The organism is Paenibacillus gyeongsangnamensis (assembly GCF_027533625.1).
In the GTDB taxonomy this organism is placed as follows: domain Bacteria; phylum Bacillota; class Bacilli; order Paenibacillales; family NBRC-103111; genus Paenibacillus_G; species Paenibacillus_G gyeongsangnamensis.
Genome location: NZ_JAQAGZ010000001.1, coordinates 144,751 through 166,172, shown reverse-complemented (window position 1 = coordinate 166,172; position 21,422 = coordinate 144,751). Strand labels below are relative to the sequence as shown.

Annotated in this window: 13 protein-coding genes; 2 read left to right on the top strand and 11 right to left on the bottom strand. The window is 47.2% G+C overall.

The annotated features are described in order from the left end of the window. Positions 1–18: 18 nt before the first annotated feature. From O9H85_RS00700 to O9H85_RS00680, 5 genes are all read right to left on the bottom strand, one after another. Entirely contained in the window at positions 19–1,068 is a 1,050-nt protein-coding gene (locus tag O9H85_RS00700) for a glycoside hydrolase family protein (RefSeq protein ID WP_269879349.1), read from the bottom strand. 94 nt (positions 1,069–1,162) lie between these two features. Continuing rightward, positions 1,163–2,602, bottom strand: coding sequence for an alpha-L-fucosidase (locus O9H85_RS00695; protein ID WP_333474127.1), 1,440 nt, complete (start codon positions 2,600–2,602; stop codon positions 1,163–1,165). An 11-nt stretch (positions 2,603–2,613) separates the two neighbouring features. Next, entirely contained in the window at positions 2,614–3,429 is an 816-nt protein-coding gene (locus O9H85_RS00690) for an extracellular solute-binding protein (protein WP_269879348.1), read from the bottom strand. After that, complete coding sequence (locus tag O9H85_RS00685; RefSeq protein WP_269879347.1) at positions 3,330–3,902, bottom strand: hypothetical protein; 573 nt, start codon at positions 3,900–3,902, stop codon at positions 3,330–3,332. The genes O9H85_RS00690 and O9H85_RS00685 overlap by 100 nt, the downstream gene beginning before the upstream one ends. A 52-nt stretch (positions 3,903–3,954) precedes the next feature. Next, complete coding sequence (locus tag O9H85_RS00680; RefSeq protein WP_269879346.1) at positions 3,955–6,852, bottom strand: stalk domain-containing protein; 2,898 nt, start codon at positions 6,850–6,852, stop codon at positions 3,955–3,957. Positions 6,853–7,292: 440 nt separating this feature from the next. On the opposite strand from O9H85_RS00680, the gene O9H85_RS00675 reads away from it, so the two are divergent. Next, complete coding sequence (locus O9H85_RS00675) at positions 7,293–8,168, top strand: helix-turn-helix transcriptional regulator (RefSeq protein ID WP_269879345.1); 876 nt, start codon at positions 7,293–7,295, stop codon at positions 8,166–8,168. Positions 8,169–8,687: 519 nt separating this feature from the next. Here the strand turns inward: O9H85_RS00675 and O9H85_RS00670 are convergent. From O9H85_RS00670 to O9H85_RS00655, 4 genes are all read right to left on the bottom strand, one after another. Then, positions 8,688–9,188 carry a hypothetical protein gene (locus O9H85_RS00670; RefSeq protein WP_269879344.1) on the bottom strand — a complete coding sequence of 167 codons (501 nt, stop codon included), beginning with the start codon at positions 9,186–9,188 and terminating at the stop codon, positions 8,688–8,690. 423 nt (positions 9,189–9,611) lie between these two features. Continuing rightward, complete coding sequence (locus O9H85_RS00665) at positions 9,612–10,787, bottom strand: glycine C-acetyltransferase (RefSeq protein ID WP_269879343.1); 1,176 nt, start codon at positions 10,785–10,787, stop codon at positions 9,612–9,614. 19 nt (positions 10,788–10,806) lie between these two features. Further along, positions 10,807–11,847 (bottom strand): L-threonine 3-dehydrogenase, encoded by a 1,041-nt coding sequence (tdh, locus tag O9H85_RS00660; RefSeq protein WP_269879342.1) that lies wholly within the window; start codon positions 11,845–11,847, stop codon positions 10,807–10,809. 26 nt (positions 11,848–11,873) lie between these two features. After that, positions 11,874–13,130, bottom strand: a complete 1,257-nt coding sequence (locus O9H85_RS00655; RefSeq protein ID WP_269879341.1) for a Gfo/Idh/MocA family protein — start codon at positions 13,128–13,130, stop codon at positions 11,874–11,876. 243 nt (positions 13,131–13,373) lie between these two features. On the opposite strand from O9H85_RS00655, the gene O9H85_RS00650 reads away from it, so the two are divergent. Next, positions 13,374–14,243 (top strand): AraC family transcriptional regulator, encoded by an 870-nt coding sequence (locus O9H85_RS00650; protein WP_269879340.1) that lies wholly within the window; start codon positions 13,374–13,376, stop codon positions 14,241–14,243. 201 nt (positions 14,244–14,444) lie between these two features. On the opposite strand, the gene O9H85_RS00645 is transcribed toward O9H85_RS00650, so the two are convergent. Together O9H85_RS00645 and O9H85_RS00640 are read right to left on the bottom strand one after the other, a co-directional pair. Beyond that, entirely contained in the window at positions 14,445–18,743 is a 4,299-nt protein-coding gene (locus O9H85_RS00645) for a polysaccharide lyase family 8 super-sandwich domain-containing protein (protein WP_269879798.1), read from the bottom strand. Between the two features lie 408 nt (positions 18,744–19,151). Continuing rightward, on the bottom strand, positions 19,152–21,422 hold the full coding sequence (locus O9H85_RS00640) for a glycosyl hydrolase family 95 catalytic domain-containing protein (RefSeq protein ID WP_269879339.1): 2,271 nt from the start codon (positions 21,420–21,422) through the stop codon (positions 19,152–19,154).

Genomic DNA, 21,422 nt, shown 5'->3' with positions numbered 1-21,422 from the left:
TTCTGTTTTTATCTAAAATTAATCCTGTTTCAAAGGTATAACCATGTTCCATGTATTTGATGCGTTTGTAAATTCACCGGGACCGTCTGCTGTCGCAAAAAACATATGGGTCGGCTTAAGATCCTGAAATAAGATAAATGGCCTTTCCAGGCTTCCCATCACCTGCTCCGTTCCGTCATCCCACTTGATCGTGCGCGAATATGCTTTTTGCCCTTCAAAAGCTTCCCAGTTCACACCATCTGCCGACCTAGCGAAGATCCCCCCATGATACTCGCCGCAAATATTGCCTTTCATATCCTTGGCAATCATTTCATATCCGCCAGGTACTTGATAAATGAACGGATCCTCCAAACAAAATTTTTCTGCGGGGAAAATGGTCTTATCCGATAAAGCAGTATAAGGACCCATATAATGACTCGCACGTGCAACTCCGAAGGTCATGGTTTCCCCATGCAAAAAAGTCGGATACGGCCTTGACTTATAAGTCCTAGTCTTGTATATAAGCAACACCGAGCCATCTTCATGTATATATGGTGCAGGATTGGAGGTGAAAAAGTTGTCAAACTTGCTAGGTCTTGGATGCAATATAGGGCTGTCAAGTCTCTCCCAAGGTCCAAAAACGCTCTTTGAAGTGGCAATTCCTATCCGCTTATTTGATCGGGCCACGATACACCTTGGATCATTAAGATCAAATTGTTCATCTGGTGATACATCCTTAAATGGGTGGGTTGAGCCCATATAGTATAGGATATACGTATCCTGATGCTTGACAATCTGCGGATTATGGGTGCTTCTTCCGTCCCAGTATTCCGCTCCTCTGGAAGGCAAAACAACTTCTTCAAATCGGTAAGGTCCCTCGGGGGTATCCGATACAGCTCGTACAATCTCCGATGCAACAAGCCAGCCTGGGTGCATAGGCAGGTCTTTGGTCCATCTTGATGCAAACATATGGTATCTGTTATCCTCACCTTGTATAACAGAACCGCACCAAACCCAATAGCCATCCATCCTAAAACCGCCGTTTCTAGGTGCAGGAAGCATGTTTTCAAATAACATGATTTTACTCATAATTCCATTCCTCCATGAATTTACCGAAATTAAAATATTTTTACCAATGTTCATTCAAAGGGATCAACTGTAAACGGCTAACGTTTACAATCGTTTACGAACGTTGACTGCAATAAACACCGAAGCCGCTGATCATCGGGTTCAACCGGGATTCGGCAATCCGAAGCCGGATATATCTTGCGCCGGTTGCATGCAATCGGCATATTTTCTTATAGCCGATTACCGTCCCGTCATATAGCGGCTTCCATACCTCCTTGTCCCTTTCTTTACATTCCAATTGGAAGCGTTCGATCCGTTGTCCGGACCGGATGTACTCCTGTAGCACAATGCGATCGAAAAGCGTGACGCTGCCAAGATCAAACTCAAGTATGGCTGGCTCGAATTTTTCCGAAGGGGACCAGAACGTAACGGATCGGCCATCCAGGACGCAGGATGCATCTCCGTCTCCCGTTCCGCTTTGGGAAGCCCGTACGCTCGCCCCCGCAGCCAAGTTCGTTCCATACGTGCTGCGAAGCTTTTGTCCCAGTTCAGCCATATTCCAAGCGTCGTTCTCATGGATCAGACCTCGCCGATCCGGAGGGAGATTCAGAAGGAAGCACGCATTGCCGCCGACGATTTTCTCATAAAGCTCAATCAATTGATCGACCGTTTTTACCTGATCATCGTCGGCCGCATCATAAAACCATTTCGGCCGGATGGACGTATCCACCTCCGACGGATACCAGACCACTTCGTCCACTCGGGCAAGAACTTCCCGGCTTCCCAGATCCTCTTCCCTCGTGTCGATCCGTTTTGAAAACGCGTCGTCATCAACCTTTTGCGAGTTCGCTTGAATTTTCTCGTTATCTTTCATCACAGCGGGCACGACGCTCCACTCCGATACCCGCATATGCCCGGCTTCATTGCCGCACCAGCGTACGTCAGGACCACAAATCGATATGACGGCGTTCGGCTGCAGCTCGCGAATAAGGGAATAATAAGCATCCCAATCATACTGCTGTCTCTTCCCATTCTTGCCTTCGCCGCATGCTCCGTCGAACCATACGCAAAAGATCTCTCCATAGTTCGTAAGAAGCTCCCTCAGCTGGTTCTGAAAATACGCATTATAGGCGGGACTGTCCCCATAACTTGGTTCATGACGATCCCATGGAGACAAATAGACGCCAAACTTCAATCCTTGAGCGCGACAAGCATCCGCCACCTCGCGGACCATGTCCCCTTGCCCGTTCTTCCAGGGGCTGGATTTGACGGAATGATTCGTATAGCTGGAAGGCCAAAGGCAAAATCCGTCGTGATGCTTGCACGTCAGGATGATGCCGGTCATCCCGGCAGATCGGCATACATTGACCCACTGAGACGCATCAAATTCAGTTGGATTGAACAAGGCAGGGTCTTCGTTGCCGAAGCCCCACTGCCTGCCTGTAAACGTGTTGATACCGAAATGGATAAAACCATAGAACTCCAGTTGCTGCCAGGAAAGCTGACGCGCAGAAGGCGTCACTCTTACCGCCTCTTCAATTTTAACTGCCATCATTCCATCGCTCCTTATTTTTTCGTCATGCTGTCAATTTGCTTGTTCGCTTCTTCTTCTGCTTCTCTGAGAGCTGTATTTACATCTATTTTACCGCTGATCATATCCGGAAGACGTTTGGATATAGCATTCAGCGCTTGTTGATCGTACAAAGACAGTTTTGAGCTAGGTGCCGGTTTATTGAAGAACAAAGCATTCTTTATATTTTTATCTTTATAGGGAGATTCAAATGCGTCCTTCACCGTCTTGGAGGTCAGAGGCGAAACACTTCCATTTTTGGTCTGCCGTATTTGCTGCTCTTCGGAAGTCATAAATTTGATGACCTCCATAGCCTGATCTTTGTAATTGCTTGTTTTAAAGATGGAAGCATAGGTGGGATACAATTGAGATCCGACATCCGGTTTTTCCGTAAAGGTCGGAAGCGCAATTTCATCCCAGTTCACATTGGACTTGGACAGACTAGCTCCCATGCCGTCAAGGTGAACATACATCGCGATACGTCTATTTATAAATAATCCGGCCTGATCCGGGAGATTCGTCGTCTTCATGTCTTCTTCGGAAAGCCCCTTTAAAGGAGAGATCATATACTTTTCAAAAAAGCGCTTCCACTCCTCCGTGTTCATCCCGAATTTATCATCTTTGATAAAGGGGAGCGATAACGGTAACAAACGGTTGAAATGGAAATTGGAATAGCTAAATCCGATATACGATTGTCCGTTATCCACCCGGCTCAATTGCTTGGCCTTATTGAATATATCATCCCAGGTGGAACCATCCTTAGGGTAAGGTACACCGAATTTATCGAAAATATCTTTGTTATAGTAAAGCACGAGCTCCGATAGTTAATAGGAATACCATATAAGCCGCCAAGCGACTTAATAGGGCTGATGCTCTCCGGCTCGAAACGGTTTAAATCCAGATTATGCTTCTTCGCCAAGTCCGTCATATCCATCTGGCCTTCGGTAGGCTGGATAACATAACCGGGAAATAAGCCGATACTTGAAAGAACAATGTCAATTTGGCCTCCTGCGGTGATGATACTCGGCAAACTGTTTTCTTTTGTATCCCGTTTAATGTATTTAATGCTGTAATTAGGAAATTTTTTGCGTATTTCATCGCCCCAAGCGGCATTAAAGCTCTCCTCTCCAGCTGCCCCCACATCAAAGATAACCAGGTCTGCCTTCTGATCTGCTGCATTTGGTTGAGCCTCGTTCTTGCTCACGTCCTTACCGCATGCCGTTAATACGACTAACGACATCCCGATCATTCCAACCCGTGTCCATGCTTTGCTTTGTAATCTCAATTGAAGCACTCCCTTTTTTATTATTTTTGTAATCACTAACAGCCTGCCTTTGCTACTTTATGATCCACTCTTTAAGCGGTACAAACGTGTCGTTTTTTCCGCCAGACTGCTCGCCATTGTTTAACAATGCAAACGATACGGCAAACTCGTAGTCTTTCTGCGCTTGTCCATGAATAGCTAATTTTACGAAACCTTCGTTTTTATTCTGCATTTCCGGATTAGGCGATGTGGGCAAAGGCGCTGCCGGCATCTGCATAAAGGTTAAGCCTTTCCCTCCGCTCAAATAAACGGCCATACGTTTCCCGTTCATCTTCAATATTGCGCTTCTACCGTCATTCGAGATCGTTATTTTCGCTTTTGTATGCGCAAACCACCACATTTCTCCGTTGTTGTTCAAGTGCACCTCATCCTGAATGATTGCCCTTGATCGATCGCAGGTCATCATAAAACCACGTTTTGAGCCGGATACTCCTTTATAAGCCTGCGTGGTGTCTATGATGCTGAAAGCAGTCCCTTTTGAAGATTCGAATCGCTCTATTTTTGCAAAAGCATTAGGATTCATATCCTCGCCCGGTCCCGGATTGACGATTAGTGTATTATTCCCTTCCGCTCTTTTGCGATAATACTTATAACGTTTCCCGCCCGGTCCGTAAGACCAGTATCCCGGCAAGTTGTAATCGTCCAAACCTAACTGGCTTACCCATCGTTCGCCTCCTGCATCCAAAACAAAGGTTCCAATATTCAGGTCGCCATGCGTTTCCGTGTTATGGCCGCCTTTAAAGCCTAAGTACATTGAATTCGGGTCATTCCAAGCGCTATTAAAACCGCCTGATTCTGTCCTTGCAAATACTCTATCGGGCGGCAGATTCACATTCACATCGGCATATTCAGGGTCGTACCAAATCAAATCCTCAAAAGTCCCGCCCCCTGTCTGCATGATCACACGCTTACGCATACCTCCTAGAGCTGCGTCTTTGTTCTTATGCGCCAACCACAATAGTTCCGCATAGGTTGTAAAGCTCTTATCTTCCGTCCCGTCATGGAAGTTAAATTTGCCTTTTGGACCGTTGGAATAAATAATAAAATATCCTGTTTGGGACATTCCTGGCATATCGGAGAAGCCATAGTTGGTACCGAGGGCACTGTCTAATACCGACATGAACTGAATCGCTGAATTCACTGTGTAATACCAATAGTAAGGCCCTTCCCCCCATGCGCCTTCCGGCTGAACCTGAACAATCGATTTCTCAACCTTCCGAAGCGCATGTGCAATCACATCTGCCGCAAACGCAGGATCTGTCTCATAAATCGCGAGTGCCCCCATCATCGCCGCAGAATTGCCCGTCGTATTGATATTGTTTTCTCCCGTTACACCGTTAGCCAGCGAAGAAGGCCTGCCGTTATAGGCATCGAGGTATAGCTTTAGGCATTTTTCCCTGATTGCCGTACTTAAGATTTGTTTCTGTTCATCCGACCAATAATCGTACATCCAGTCGTAGGCAACGGCGAAAGCCTTGGCGGTATAGGACAATTCCAGAGATTCTTTTCCCCACGCTATCTGATTTGCTTTTTTCTCCAGAATGTCCCATAATCTATTTGCATATCTTTCATCCTTTGTAAAGACATAGGCTGCCGTCATCTGTGTTATGTTCCTGTAAAACTGCGGGTTGCCATCAAGGGGGATATCGGCTGTAAGCTTGGCATTCGCACCGCCCATCACGCCTTTAAGCGATTCGGCGTAAAACTTATCGGTATCCTTTAGCGCTAAGATCTTTTCAAGCTCATCCTTTGTCTTAAATAATCTCGGATGTACCATCGCGGGATTGTTAGCCGTGAAATCCGCCATGATTTTCTTGGGTGTCGGCCGTTCCAACACAATCATATTTGTCACATCCGTAATTTTCTCTGCGTCCTTTGCTTCGTCATACCGATTTTCCACTTGATCGCCTATCATGATTAGCCCTCTTTTTTCCGTGTAGATCTGCTTGCCGAAGGTGACTGATACCGCTTTTAACGGCACCATTACAGTACCTTCGATGATTTGAACGGAAGCATCCATCTTGCTGCTTTTGCCGTTTTCAACGATAGTTTTCTCATTCAATTTCAACGTTGTTTGTTTCTTTGCGGTTTTTATCTCGACTACACCCGTACTTTCGTTCCAACCCACATTAGCCCCGAGCGCTTCCGCTATAAAACGAACGGGCACAAACGTACTGCCGTTTTTTGTAACAGGCTTGACACTGACGTTCGTGGGATCAATTGTAACGATCCGGCCATTCACCAAAGCTCTGGAGCTGCCAGCGAGCAGCACGATATCGTTCCGTAAGCTATATTGCAAATCCAGCAGTTTATATTTTTCGGGATCTAAAATACGCTCGATATTTTTCTTTTCCGCTTCTATATCTTTAATCATTTCTAATGAGAATTCCCCTAAAGCTACCGGCATTTTTGAAGCAGTTCCATGAACCGTAAGCTTCACATATCTTGCTTTTACCTCGTCGAACAGCTTGATATTGTTCGTGGCGGCGCTGGCCTCGGCCGGCAAGTCTGTCCACTGATTCCCGTCGCTGCTGTACTGCACGTTGAAGCTTGCAGCACCAACCAGATTCATCAGCGAATATTTGTCAAAGCTTTTTTCGCTGCCGAAATCAACATTGACGATGCCGGAAACGTTTTCGGCAGTGTTGGTTTTCCAACCAACGTTGGTGCTACCGTCATACAGTTTTGAGACTTCACCCGGATTCTGATTCGCGGTAACGCTGGCTGCACTTGCAAGCAGGTTCGGGGCCGGCTTAGGTGGAGCTGACTTTTCCTCAAAAGCAGTCTCCTTCACTGGCATTGCCGCTGTCTGGGATTTAACTCGACCGGCAGCGTCGTCTTTATTGCAGGCGGCCAAGGGAATCGTAAGCAGAACGGAAACAAACAGTGTCATTTTTAATTTATTACCCATGAAAAAAGACCCCCAAAGATGAGAAAATTTGGTTTATATGCATTATCAAGGTCTTGTCTCTTGCCAGGTTCGATAGATAAGCTCTTCTCCAAACAATTCCACCAACAGCTTCTGATTTTTTTTGTCTTGTCCACCTGCATTCTACGAAGCTTGTGTAAGCCCTTAAATATAGTTTGTTAAATAGTTTTAACACCCTAACTTTGGCAGAAACGCTTCTCGCTTTCACTGCTATTAAATTATTTTTTTGGAGATAATTGGCTTTATAAGCTAATTGTATCCGTTTATAGCATTTATTCTAAGCGTTCCTAATCCATTAAGCTATGTTCAATATCACTTATTTATAGTACAAAATCACACAAACCGCTTGTCTCTCTATTTCAGGATGAACTATACTGATTGTGTTCATAGTCCAATCTCTTTTAAGGTAAAAGGAGCCGAATATGTTCTGTCTCGAGCTGTCGATTCCCCCGCTGCCGAAGCTGCTTACTGTAAACAAAGTGACGTTTTGGCGCAACGATGTGCACCCTGAGAGAGTTTTCCCACTATACGATATCATTATTGTACGCCATGGCGTCTTCTATATTACGGAAGAAGATACCCCTTACGAGCTTAAGGAAAATCAGATGATTATTCTGGAACCGGGGAAACGACATTATGGACACCAGCCCTGCTCCACAGATACGCTGCTGTTTTATTTGCATTTCCAGCATAAAGCGCCTTTGCAGACTTTGCCGATCGAGAATATCCAATGGAATGCAGTCATGCCCCTTACGACCTACCACGATCTGGAAGTACAAGAGCAAAAAATGTACATTCCGAAAAGCATTGAATTGAATGTAAAGCAATACGAACCGATTCTTGAGGAAATGATTACCCTAAGGGAACAATCCATTATGGAAAACATGCTCCCTCTACAAGCGAATCTGGCCCAGTTTCTGGCCATGCTGCAAAAAACAGCGAGAAGCCAGTCCTTAGCCCGATCGGAGCAAGTATGCAATCTGATTACAAACTACCTATACACGACGATGGAGCAGCCATTCCGGCTCGAGGACATGGCCCAGGACTTGAATTTTTCGATCAATTATTTGTCGAAATGTTTAAAGAAGCATACCGGTCTGACGCCGCTGCATTATTTAAACCATATCCGCATGGAAAAGGCCGTTGCTCTGCTCAGCCATACTAACCTTACTCTGCAAGAAATCAGTATGAAGGTCGGCATCCCCGATTACAATTATTTTTTTCGTTTATTTCGCAAACATGCAGGCATCCCGCCCGCAAAATTTCGTTCTGAAGTGTACGCGAGTAAAACGACCTGAGGCCTCGACATTGAATCGGGGCCCCGGTCCTCATGAACGTTGACTGCAATAAACACCGAAGCCGCTTATCATCGGGTTCAACCGGGATTCGACAATCCGGACCGAATACCTAAACGAAGGCTTGTCCTTGCCCGCAGGTCCGGCCAATCCGATTTGTCCTTTTTTTCCATTCCTAACCAACCATGCTCCGCCAAGATATCGGTATATCCTGTCATATGCTGTAAATAACCAATGATTTTTTCTTGTTTAACCATCCGATCGTGTTTTCAGCGCCCATATCTCCATCTGCGATCCAATCAAGAACACCATGCTTAGATGGAATGCGCCCGGTTAACAACGTAGCACGAGCTAGGGAACATACTGGAGAATCACAAAAGAAATTTGAAAATCACGTGCCCGTTTAGCCAGGCAATGTTCCCAGGGTATTTGATGATAAAAGGCACTTTGCAGGACTGATTCACGCTATAAAATTAACTTCCAGTGCAGCTCTGACCCTTTTCCAACTGTAACGTAACGGTTTCAAAAGGTTCGGCACTGCGGTCCGTCGTTTTGTCCATCCATACGCCACTTAATCGGCTGAGTGCTATCGTTATAAAAAATGAACGAGCACAGTTGAACAATACAACCCGATACAGGTTGGTATGTCATCCGATAATAAGTCGTTTCTATAACCCCTTCCGTAACAGCAATTTTGTTCGACGTACATGTATTCTGCCGAACTTCTAATTCCGCAAGCGGTATCTTTTTCCAAGAGAATGGTGCCAACTCGATTGTCCCATACGATCTATATTTCTGTTCTTCTTGTCCATAAGGCAAGAAATCCCTCACATGTGTAGCAGCGAATTGACGGCGAGGGAGGGAGAAGTTCTCAGGAACTTTAACTTCCCCGTACTGGGTTTCACCAGAGGTGTTAACCAGCATAACTCCCTGGAGCTCGGTTGATTGCAGCGGATTATCGCACACGGCTTCCATCTGCTTGGCGATGATGTAAGCCGATAAATCTGCGGCCTTATAAGCCATATAGGACTTGTGCAAGCGCTGCGATATAGATACCGGATGGTATGCCGCCCAAAGAATTCGTGAGTTATTAAGAAGCGAGGAACGAAGTTAAACGGTTTGTAAGATTCGTAGAGTTGGCGGTTCTTTGTTGAAGACGAGATTGACGCTTTAGCAGGAAATAAAGAAGAGAGGCACTTTAGTACCTCTCCTAAAGACGCATTAGATCAACTAAAAAACGGGCTCTCTTTCGTTGTCGTCCGGCACCAACGCGCCGCCCGCAAATAGTGCAGCTGCGCTTCTTTCGCACGGTCGCTGCCGATAACGTACAGCGCCTCCGCGGCTAGCCCGAGTAGTCGCCGATTCAGCCGCGCAAAGCCTCGTCGCTCACCACTTCATACGGTTCACCGTCCGGCTTATGTTCTCTCCAGAGTCCACTCCCCTTCCCTATATCAGGCCAAATTCGCGGCCGACTTTTTGCAGGCAATCCAACGCAAAGGAAAGATCTTCCTTGGTGTGCCGGGCCGTAACGATCAGTCGAACTCTGCCTTTATCCATCGCAACCGTCGGATATACGATGCCTTGGGCAAAAACGCCCTCTTGCTGCAGTCGATCGGAAAAACGCATTGTTTTAGCAGGATCTCCGATAATGATCGGAATAATGGGGGTCTCACTTGCGCCCGTATCGAAACCCAGCCGCTTTAGCTCCGTACGAAAGCCATTAGCGTTGTCCCACAGCTTTGCTATCAAATCCGAGCTTTCCTGCAAAATGCTTATGGCAGCAAGGCAAGCAGCTGCAACCGAAGGCGTTGGGGACGTGCTGAAAAGAAACGGCCTCGCCTTGTGAATCAAATGCTCCTTCAATACTTGCGCTCCGGCTGCATAACCGCCTACACAGCCAATGGCCTTGGATAATGTGCCGATTTGAATGTGTACTCTGCCATGGAGGGAAAAGTGATCCGTTGATCCTTTGCCGTTTTTGCCTAAAACACCGCTCGCATGGGCATCATCCACATAAACTATAGCATCGTATTTTTCCGCCAAATTTACAATGTCTGGGAGCGGTGCGATATCCCCATCCATACTGAATACGCCATCGGTTGCGATTACACGGGTACGGTGGCTTTGCGAATCCTTCAATGCCTTTTCCAATTGATCCATATCTTTATGTGCGAAGATGCTCCGGCTTGCTTTGGTAAGCTTGATGCCATCGATAATGCTGGCATGATTCAGCTCGTCGCTAATGACTACATCATCGGGCCCGAGTATGCTGGAGAGCACGCCTTGGTTCGTCGTAAATCCGGATTGAAATACAAGAGCCGCCTCCGTCCCCTTGAATTCGGCAAGCTCCCGTTCCAGCTCGTCGTGAATATGGAACGTACCCGTAATCGTACGTACCGAACCGCTGCCTACCCCATACTCTTCAATAGCCTTCATAGCCGCTTCTTTGAGTTTCGGATGATTCGTCAGTCCCAAATAATTATTGGAGGACATTTGAAGCAATCTTCTTCCGTTTAATTTCATCCATGAGTCGGAGCCGCTTTCCCATACCGTAATCGGACGAAATCGCCCCTCCATCTTCAACAGCTCGAGATCTTTGGCCAAATAGTCCAAATAGTTCATGTTCTCATCCTCCGGAACTTTAATGAATGAAGACGATTTTTCCGCATTCCCCCTGTTCCATTAATCGGAAGGCTTCCTGATATTGGGTTAAATTGAATTTATGCGTCACGATCTGAGAGAGATCGATACGCTTCTGATTAATCAAGCCCTTCATTTGATACCAGGTTTGGTACATTTTACGGCCGGTAATTCCCTCCACTCGTAACCCTTTAAAAATAACCTGCTCGGTCAAATCCAGGGTAACCTCTTTGGTCGGAATGCCAAGCAGAGACACTCTTCCTGCTCTTGCAGCTGACTTAAATCCATCGGCTATGGCCTGGGGATTCCCGGACATCTCCAATATAACATCGATACCTTCGCCTTCGGTCAAGGATAGCAAAGCATCGGATGTCCGCGTTTCCGCCGCATTGATCGTCAGATCGGCCCCCAACCGACGCGCCATTTGCAAACGATAAGGGTTCACATCCACGGCATAAATCGTGCCTGCGCCGCACGCCTTTGCCACCATGACAGACAATAGCCCGATCGGCCCAGCGCCAATGACGGCAACCGATTTGCCAACGATTTCCCCCGACAGGACCGCTTGAACGGCGTTTCCTAGCGGGTCCTGGAGACACGCCAATTCAAAAGGCAGTTCCGGGTCATTTCGGATAATATTGCTCGCTTTCACGATGGCGAACTCGGCAAAGCAACCGGGCGCCGTAATCCCGAAACTTTTACTGTGCGGACATACATGCGCATTGCCGGTTCTGCAAGCTTTACAAGTACCGCAAGCTATATGTCCCTCGGCAGAGACATGTTCTCCGAGTTGAACTCCTGTTACCCGGTCGCCGATGGCTTCAACAATCCCGGCAAATTCATGGCCGAACACAATTGGGGTGACCACCGTTTTCTTCGCCCATTTGTCCCAATTGTAGATGTGCAAGTCTGTTCCACAAAGAGACGTTGCTTTGATCCGGACAAGCACCTCGTCCGGTCCGCACGTCGGAACGGGAATTTCTTTCAAAATGGCTCCCGGGCCTCTGTGTTCTTTTACCAATCCAACCATGCAAGCTCCCATGATGACCCTCCAACATTATACATCTCCTATAAAACCTGAACGGTCAGCTTCTTATAGAAATCATCCAGTTCAATCGATCGGCCATGGTTTAATCTGGATTCTTCCGCTGCAAACGCCATAAGATGACTTCTTACTGAAGCCGATGCGGAGGTAAGGCTCTCGCTGCCATTATAGCCGCTTACTTCCTTCAGAAAGCTGCGAACAATGCCGCTGTCTCCGCCCCCATGCCCCGACGTCTGTTCCGGGATGTGAATCTCGTGATTTTCGTGCGTCAGGAAATCCATCACGGTAATCTTGCCTTCCTCGCCGCGAATCTCCCCTTTGGTACCCATAATCTGGATACGCCGTTCCTGATTTCGAGTGAATCCGCACATGCTGAAAGTTGCCGTGGCACCACCCGCAAATTCCATGTTGACGACTTGATGGTCCACTACATTGTTATCGCTCTTGTAAACACAGCGACCGTAATTCGTTTCCTTGAGGCCCCTCACTATGTTTTCTCGCGTTAGCTCTTCGGTAAAATGCCGCGCCCAAGTTTTCCCTTCGCCAAAGTAGAAGTGCAGTGCCGAATATGGACACGAAGCTTCCACTGCGCAGTCCAAACAGCGATCTGAAGAGCCTTCCGGTGCGTTGCCGGAATGGAAATGCATCAAAGAACCGTAAGAGCTGACGCGTAGACAAGGCCGGTCCGTCAGCCATGATAAAACATCCATATCGTGACACGATTTGGCGAGTATCATAGGGCTGGACTTGTCAGAGTGATTCCAATTTCCTCTTACAAAGCTATGCGCCATATGCCAGTAGCCGACGTTTTCGTTAAGCTGAATAGACACGAGCTCGCCGATTCGGCCTTCCGTAAGGAGCCGCTTTATCGCCGACCAGAATGGCGTGTACCTCAGTACGTGACAGATCGTAAGCAGCCGTCCGCTCTCTTTGGCGACCCTTTCCATCTCGATACATTCCGAAGGAGCCGGGGACATCGGCTTTTCAAGCAGGACATGATAGTTGTTCTTCAACGCTTTTAACGTAGGCTCATAATGCATCCGGTCCTGGGTGGCAATGATGGCTATATCGGCCAGCTGCGGCTCTGTAAGAATCTGCTCCCAGGACGTATATTGACGCTCTGCCGGGATGCCGTGCTGCTCCGCGAATTTGGCTAACCGTTCCGGATTCGATTCGGCGGCGGCAACGAATTTCAGTTGATGCGGATAATCAAGCGCATATTGCGCATAAGCAACGCCTCTGGCCCCTGTACCGACCAAGATTGCTGTAAGCTGCTTCATTATACATTCTCCTCGAATTTTATATTTACTAGTAAAATAAAGCATTCATCGATACCGCTGCCGAGCGGTTTGACATAAACGGCGTGCAGCAGTATACCATTTGAACGAATGTCATCCTCGGCCGTGTAACTCCTTTCGATCTTATAGTAAGGGATGCCGGGGTAGAAGATAAATATCATTACGTTATCATGGTTGTCATTTTGTAGGGTCTATAATAAACTGAAGACGAATGGAGGTATGTACATGCGGGGGCTGAAGGAATATCCCAGTGAAAATGCCGAATTTTTATACTACACGCCAAGCGAATTGGAAAGGGCAATCGGAATATGGCCGCTCCATGCAGGGAGAATGATTGCCAAGCCGAACTACATCTCCGGCCCCCGTCAAATCCGCTACTACAATTTGCACTATATCCTGGATGGACAAGTAGTGTACGCCGTAAATGGAGAACAAGTGACGCTGAAAAAAGGCGACTTATTTTGCTTATTCCCGGACACACCATTTACGTATAAAGTCAAGGAACGGAATCCGAAGCTTCGCATGACCTGGATCGGCTTTAATGGCGAAGGGGCAGGGCCTTTGCTGCAATATGCGGGAATAACGGAGGAAAAGCCTTATTGTCGTGAGATTCCTCTTCCCGATTTGCCGGGGACATTTCGGGAGCTGCTGCACGAATTCCGCCGTCTAAGGGTTTGTGGCGGATCCTTGCAATTCGTCAGCATGATTTGTGCATTGCTTGCGCAATTAGCGGCAGTAAGTAAGCAGGAGGTACACGAAACGAACAAGCTTACTTGGATTCAAGACAGTGAAACTTTCATGAATGTGCATTACGCTGAGGGCATTACCGTACAGGACGTTGCCGATTATGTCGGTTTGCATCGCACCCATTTCTCTTCCGTGTTCTCGAAAAAGCTCGGCATTTCCCCCATACAATATTTACAGCGATTGCGGATGCGAAGCGGCGCAAAATTACTCGCGGATACCGATTTATCCGTTACCGAAATCGCTTTGTCTCTCGGTTATCCCGACCTCTATTCCTTTACAAGAGCTTTCCGCAAATATTACGGGGCATCTCCGACTGAATTCAGAAATACGAAATACATTGATGAATAGCTCATTTTTTCCTGCGGCCCGGGGTCGCTATAGGACAACAAAAGCAAAGTAGGACATCGAACCTTTATGGGGAATTTTGGTCACCACGCCAAATATCCAGATAAAGGTAATGTCCCAGTACAAACATTTTATTCTTTTTTAACAAATCGCTTACAAACTGAGCCCGGCGAAGCAGGAAAGGAATGCCCAATGTCCTGCTTCTTATTGCTCCTTCAATGTCCAAATCTGCGTTTTAGGCTGCGGCAAATTCAAAGCAGTTACTTTTTGCTTGGCATCCTCTGAATATTTCAATCCCCACTTGTCGAAAAATTCCGTCAGGTTTTCCCCGCTGATTTTCGAGGCCATCATGACGAATCCGTCTATTTTCTGCTGCTCTGTTTTAGGCAGCTCGTTAGACGGCATTTCTCGATAAGCAATATGAAGCTTTGTGTAGAAATCCCAACCATAGGCTAGTTTAAGCTGATAAAACATGACTAGGCGCGTAAAGACGTCAATTTGTTTATCATCAATAAAGTTTTTATCCGGATTGTCGCTGTTCACAAATGCTAACGCCTTGTCATAGGATCTGCTCGTCGCTAAACGAGACTTGTTACCGTATTTAAGCTGAATATTCATTGAATGCAGGTTCGTGGTGACTTCCACAATGGCTCCCCAGTACCAGGGGGACTGCTGATAATCATGTCCAAGCTCATGCCAGAAGCCCCAACCATTGTGCTGGATGGCTTCAATATCAACAAGCTGTTTGGAGGCGACTCCCTGATATAACATAATTGGATATCCGGAATGGAGCGAACCGGCGCTAATTTGAGCATCCGCCACATAACGGTATGGGCGATCCGGACTGCGATTCGGTTCCGTTTTATCCGGCCCAACACCGATCAAGTCATCATAGCTATCGATGATTTCATCCCATTTGGCCATGAGTTCGCTTGGATGCTCCAGCTTGCGGATATCTTCCGCAGGAACGGTTAAGATCACCCGGCGGCTTTGCAGTTCAGCCCACGGTGCCGGATAGTTTCTGATTGTATTTTTCCATTCCTCATCCGTCGTTTGACCCAGTATGAAATAAGAAGCATTGACAGCGCCGCTGATTGACACTTTCACCTTGGTATCCGTTTTAGACTTAGTCGGGATCAAATAAATTAAACCGCCGAACGGGCTGTTGATCTTGTTGATTCCAGGCAGCAATTTTTGGCGTCCAACGACTACGGGTGCCCGGTTCCATTTATCAAGCTGCATCAGGTTGTCGGTATGGGAGCCAACCTGTACATCCAGATTTTCAGTCCCTTCAGGGACATTCAAGGTGATCACGCTGCCGGCCGGCGCGTAAAGTCCAGTACTAACCCAACTGCCGGGCGGTGAAGACATGCGCAGGTAACTCAAGTTACGATAGTCGTAGTTCACTTCAATAATTTTGTTATCCACCTTCTCCGCGTTGTCTGGAACCATGCCCGGAAACCCATCGGCATAGGGCGATTTCACGTTATTCGGATCGAGTGTTACTTTGCCGAGCTGAGCCAGTACGTTAACCGGCAGGTTCGCTTTTTCAATCGGAAGTGAAATAGAAGCTCCCGTTGTCGGTTCGGAGTTGGGTCCCGACGTTGCTGTTACCGATTTGTCATGAAGAGCACGATCAATGGCAACTACCGCTTCTGCACGAGTAATGTAAGCATCGGCATGAAAGGTTCCGTCTTCGTATCCATCCATGATGCCCTTCGCCGCAACTTCTTCTACTGCATGTTTGCTCCACTCCGGGATCTTTTGGGCATCCTTAAACTGACTTGCCGCATGTATGCCTTGCGTGGTATCCAGTTTTAGCAGCTTGGCAATCATGATGGATACTTCCTGGCGACTCACCTTATTTCCGGGCCGAATGGTTCCATCCTCATAACCGTCGATGTACCCAGCCTTTACCGCTTTACGAACCTGCTCATATTCCCAACCGGAAGAATTCATGTCGGAGAAGCTTACGTTCGTAGTTTCAGTAAACCCGAATGCGCGATTTATCAACGTCATAAATTCAGCACGGGTCACCGTATGATCCGGTCTCACGGTATGATCTTCATATCCTTGAATATAGCCTTTGCTGATCCACTCTTTCAATTGTTTCTCAGCCCAATGTCCGGCGATGTCCGAGCTCATCCCCGCCGGAGCGACAGTTGTTCCCCGATTAAGTTTGACTGTAAACGTTTTTCCAAGCGATCCATTCACATGGACGGTCATCTTAATCGTCGGACTTAACTGGGTTACGGTAATTCCCGGATCGAGCGAGATCGTTCCCACTGCGCTTCTATTGATCTCGAGATTGATGCTCCCTGTATTGCTCTGCGTCGGATCGGAAACCGCCACGTCGATTTCGTTTGGCGTTTCCATCATGGTGACGGATGCCTTCTTATCGCTTGTAATCAAGCTCGCCCCATTCACGGCAATGGTCTTGGTCACATCTTTCCAAAAGTTCACTCCCAAGATGTTAAGGGTACTGTCTTTTACCGCTTGAGCTTCCTTTGAATTTTCAAGAATCGCGATATCCGGATTGCTTGCATAGCTGGCCGTTGCAGCCGCGTCTTTATTCGGCAGCAGAACATAGGAGTAAGAGGCGTCTGTTGGGTTCTTCCCGTGCTCAAATGCCAAGCTCAAATAATGGTTCGTCACCTGGGCCGCGCTTCCTCCGTTATTAACATCTTTCCAAGCGCCGGTTCTCGACTCGCGCAGAGCGTAGACATTAGCAGTTTCAGGGAAATAATAGCCGATGTCGGATCCCGGTATATTGCCCGCCAAATGAGCCCACTGTACGCCGGTCATCTTGTCAGACCATCCGAGTTCATTCGGCTTGGTTGCCCCGTTCACCGTCAAATTGTTGTCGCCCTTGTCGTTCAACTTGCGGTTCTCTACGATCGTCTCTACATTACGGTTGTCCGTGCTCGTTACGCCGGCGCCCAAAGCGACGATTTTATCTCCGAACATGAACCAGGATTTTTTCCCTTGAAGCGGGCTTCCCGTAACTCCTGAGAGAGAAAAATCCATTCCCGCCGTCCCATACTGACCGTTCAAGGATGATCCGCCTACCCAATTGTTAGGGTTTGCATATAAGTTCCAAGCTTTCGGAGTTCCGCTTCCCGTTCCATCCGTTGTTGTCCCCGGTAAGCGATACATATTGACAGTCGGCCAGAAATTATTGTCATACTGGGCCAAATCATTGTTATACAGGTACGTCATGCCAAGACCGGTCCACCAGCCTTGAAGATTCTCTCCGTTGCCGGATTCAAAAGCCGTTATGCGGTTCGAGAACATGCTGAGACCGAAACCGAAGCCCGGACGCAGATGAATGGCCCGATCCATATTGGGGAATACTTGATTCTTGATCAATTCATCGCTTGGCGCAATCGTGTTGTCGTTCATGATCGATTTGATTTTCATCATATCGTTAATCGTCATGCCCGCGTAATAATTGGCAAAGGTAGTGTCCTGTTGCACCCACGCCTTCACCAAGCTTTTGAAAGTAGCTGCCTGAGCGGAAGGCGCAAATTGCGCCAGCCGCGCAATAGTAGCAATAATTGTCCTTCCTGTGTCATGATCCGTTTCTTTCTGCCTGGAAATTTTGCGTCCACCAACCATATCCATTGCCGCGCCATTATAAATGAGCGGCTGATAGGAATCGGTCACCCAGTTATAGACGTTCTGAACATTAGGATCTGTGACATCCCAAGAGGAGCCTTTCAAAAGTTCTAATATTCTTGCCATATCAAGGAGTAAAACATTCCCATAGCCGACGCTATACGGTACATTCGAGTGCTGAATGAATGACCCGTCGGCGTAAAATCCATCGCCGCTTGTGACATAAAGAAATATTTGGCTGAGCGTATCTCTTCCCTGTGCAAGCTTCGTCCCTGATTTATCAAGTATGCCGCGGATCATAACGACAAGAGCTTTATCCGCCCGGTTAGCTCCCGTTTCAACTATGCCGCCATCTCTGGTTCTATGGGTGGGATCGGGAACAAAACGATCAACAGCTTTGATATATTTGATAATTTGAGCTGCCGTCAATTGATTGTACATTAAAACGGCTGTATCGTTTAACGCTTGCGGCGATCCGATTTCCCAATCCCACCAGTTGTCATACTCCTTGGTAACGCTATCGTTATATACATTCTGATACATCCAATCGAGAGCATTCATAATGTCAGCTGCTAAAGACTTGTTGCCATAAAGCGAGGACCCCTTTGTATTAAAGGCAATGGCCATACTTTTTAAACGGGAATAGCCATTCGTAATGTCGGATGATTTAGTAGACCAATTAGACAAGTCACTCCACAAATTTGTTCGATTCGTTTCTTTGTTTAAAGTGGACCAAACGGATTTGGCCCCATTGGTGATAGAGGTAATTTTTGCGGCGATATCCGGGTCATTAGGGTCATAATCGGGATTTCCTACTAGAGCACTCTGCCACTTCGCTCTTAATCCATCATATTCGTCCGCAGCTTGTGTTCGGCAGGCAGGCATGAACATAACTGTGGATATGAGCAGTACAATAATAAGAAACAAGTGTAATGCTTTGAGGGTCCAATTCATTGGTGGAAGCACCTTCTTATGAACATTAATATCTCCTACTTTCTGATTGAGGTATATAGATAGGCTCCTTAACTGTAACTCGAGTTAGAATAACACGGTTAATGGGCTGGACCATTATACCGGAAAAATATGTCGAAATTATTATGTTTTTTATGAATCTACATCAAAATCAGTTGTACGAACTTACGATAATCTAAGTCCATCCGCATCGTTTCCCTCTCGAAAATAAGGGCTGCCCTTTACCACATTGGGAAAAGACAGCCCCGTATCACTTCTATCATTATTCATGCCAGTATCAGTGGACAGCATTGCGTTCGACTTCGTAAATGCCGATCTGGTCTATCCTTTATAGTCATCAGCTAAACCTGCATGACGTACGATGCATGTTTCACCCTCAAATAGCCGTATATGAAACGGACTGCCAACTGCCGCATTCAGAACAATGCGTTCGTTTGCCTTTTCCAGTATAAGCTTGCCATTTTCAAACTGGTTCAGCACGCTAAATTCTGCATCCTGTTCTGCTTCCAGTTGAATGTACTGCAGCAGCCCTTTGCTCCACTCGGCCGAAATCAGGCTCCCTTTTCCTCCTCTTAACCGCTCGAAAGATACGCCCTGATTCTTCCACTCTGCTGGCACAGCCGGAAAAACTCGAATCACACCGTCATAGTTCTGCAAGAGCATTTCCTGTAAAGCATCCGCAGCAGCCATGTTCGATTCCAGCGTAAACGGACGGTAGTGCAGAGCGGTAATTCCGCGTTTACGATAATCTCCATTCAAGTGAAATCCGTTTACCGAGCAGAGGTTTTCCCAAAGCAGCTTCAATTGGTACAGCGCAGCCTCGCCGTTACCTTGACGCGCGTACAGGTTCGCCATCCATGCGAAAGAAAATCCGACCCACAATCCTTTGCCAAGCACCTCAAGATCTCTGATCGTACTGTCAATGATTGTCCGCTCTCTCTCGGAACGATGATAGTTTAGCAAATTAAGAGGATAAATCGCCATCGCATGAGATAGGTGGCGGTGGCTTTCCTTCAGTGATTCATCCGGACTCAGCATCAGCACATGGTCTTCATTCACCGCAAGCTCCGTCAGTTGATGACGTATGGCGTTCCAACGCTCCGCGTCCGCAGCCTTCCCCAATAAGGTTGCCAACCTATCCAATGTATTGAATAAATAATGCAGCAACGCTAAATCATTGTTGCTATTCGGAGTTAGCCAAGCATCAAGTGAATCATCGTGAATTTCCGGAGAACTTGATAGTGGAAGCAGTAATTTGCCATCCGAGCCGGGCTTTAACCACCGGAGGATACATTCGGCTGTTTCTTTGAAATACACGTACGCTTTATTTTCTAGAAAAACGTAGTCCCCCGTATATTGCCAATAATGGTCAAATGCCTGACAAAGCCAAATCTGATTGACCAAATTGGTACAATACATGACCCATCCCCCGATGGAAGTTCCATCTATGCTCATAACGGACGGCAAACAGATACCCGGTGCATCGAAGAAAGCCTGCGCAAACCGCCTCGCAGCTGGCCGAAGCTCCCATAGGAAGTCCAGAAAACTTTCTCCTTCTCCTAGATGGTTAGCTTTTAAGTAATGCCAATAGCTAAGCTGCGTGTTGAGATCATGATGATAGTCGCCCTTCCAGGGTGGAAGCAGTCCTTCATCGGCGGTCCAAACTCCCTGCAAGGGCATCGGAGGAGTACCTTTTCTCGAACAGGAAGCCAGAAAGTAATTCGTCAAATACCATTGTTTCTCCGTTTCCTTATCAGGAAGCGTAATAGAGCTTTTACTCCAGAATGACTTCCACCACCTGCTGTGACTAGACAAAGCTGCTTCCCAGCCATCATCTAACGCCCGTAACACGTTTTCTTTGGCCCGCTCCAGCCAATCCTCGCCATCCCGGTTCATGGCGATTTTGAACGCCATTTCGCAGCCTTCGTTATTCGTTTTTTTAATTCTCAAAACGATGGCAAACTCCAGTGTTTCGTGCGTATGCTGGTGATAAATAATCCATCCGTCTTCCATAATTACCTTTGGTTCAGGATATTGCAATAAGGCCAAACTGCCAGCGGCCAAATCTCCTTCACCTTCAGGAGCTGTGTATGGCGGTGGAACAATCGATACTTGCGGCAAACTGGCCGAACCTGACATGCGGACATACCCGACCCTATCTACGGCATGCATCAGAGCCTGAATGAAGCATTCCGAATCGCCGAAACGGAGCTTTGATTCACCTATGGCGTCGATAAGGCGAAGTTGGTATCGAACCTCGTCCGCCGTCCTTCCCCAATTAAGTTCAATCCTGCCAGCAGGAATTTTCGTCGGAGTTGCGGTGAAACGATTAAACTGAAATCTTTGACGGATCGAATCGATATCTTTTTGTTTTACAAGCTCAATCAAATTTGCATAAGTATAGTCTTGGGATAACGCTTCCGCTGCAAGTCTGGTGTCCCACAAATCTCCGCGGTCCAGACTCAGCTTGAGCGGACTTCCGTCCCCCCACATTAAGCAGCCTGTTAATCCGTTTCCGAGCGGCAGCGCCTCATCCCAACGGTCAATGGCTCCTCCGATCAATAAATCATGTTGTCTCGTCGGCATATTCAT